The sequence below is a fragment of the Brevinematales bacterium genome (assembly GCA_026415355.1).
Classification (GTDB): Bacteria; Spirochaetota; Brevinematia; order DTOW01; family DTOW01; genus SKYB106.
The window spans coordinates 1-919 of sequence record JAOAHF010000056.1; the positions used below are offsets into that span (position 1 = coordinate 1).

Below are 919 nucleotides of genomic sequence, written 5' to 3' on the forward strand. Positions count from 1 at the left end.
CTTCTATACTGGCTGGAGTATGGAGTATGTTATGGGGCTTGATTATGTATCTATTAGAATTATCTACGAAAATATTCGGTTTTATAGATGGAATCAAGCAACTGATACGGCTGGGGCTTGGGACTTAAAAAAATATAGGCAAATACTCGGCATAAGGGGGTAGGTATGGCAGACAGGCTTCAGGTAGTATATGAAATACAGGCAAAGGTTGATAAATTTGAAGAAGCGATCAATAAAACTAAGAATAGTTTAAAAAGCGTAGGACAAGAAATAAACAATGTTAATAAAACTGGCAAAGCAGGCTTTGGAGGTTTAGGTGGTATCGCAGGTAGTTTATCTTCGGTTTTTAGTAAGTTATCAGTTGCTATTATTGGTGTAGCGGGGGCTATTCAGAGTCTTAGGCAAGGTATAGAAAGTTTGGTAGTATTAAAACAGTTAGAAGTTGCGTTAAAAAATGCAGGATTTGCAGGAAATGAATTAAGAGAAACTCTAAATGCGCTAAGTGAAGAAGCAGATAAACTTTCAAATATTATGGGTATTGATGATGAAGCCATCATAAAAATGTATCAACTAGGAATTCAGATGGGGCTCACAGTAGATCAGACAAAAGAATTGACAAAAGTGTCTCTCAATGTAGCAAGGGCTTTTGGGCTTGACTTTGAGACCGCTATGACGCAAGTAGTGCGAGTTCTCCAAACTGGTGAAACCTTCTTAACGCGTTACGACTCTCGGCTGAAGGCACTCATAGAAACAAAAGCAGACAATGCTAAAATCGTAGAGCATCTAACAAAAACCTACGGAGGAATGGCAGAAGAGGTAGGAAAGATTGATGTGATGCAAAAGGTAATAACGCAATTCAATAATCTCATTGAGCAACTCGGTATCACTCTCTATCCTGTGGTTTCGGCCGTTCTTGGTC

Annotated in this window: 1 protein-coding gene; it reads left to right on the top strand. The window is 38.8% G+C overall.

Annotated elements, in window-relative coordinates; genetic code table 11:
• Positions 1-165 precede the first annotated feature (165 nt).
• On the top strand, positions 166-919 hold a 754-nt coding region (locus tag N2712_08025; protein ID MCX8029924.1), incomplete at its 3' end, for a hypothetical protein.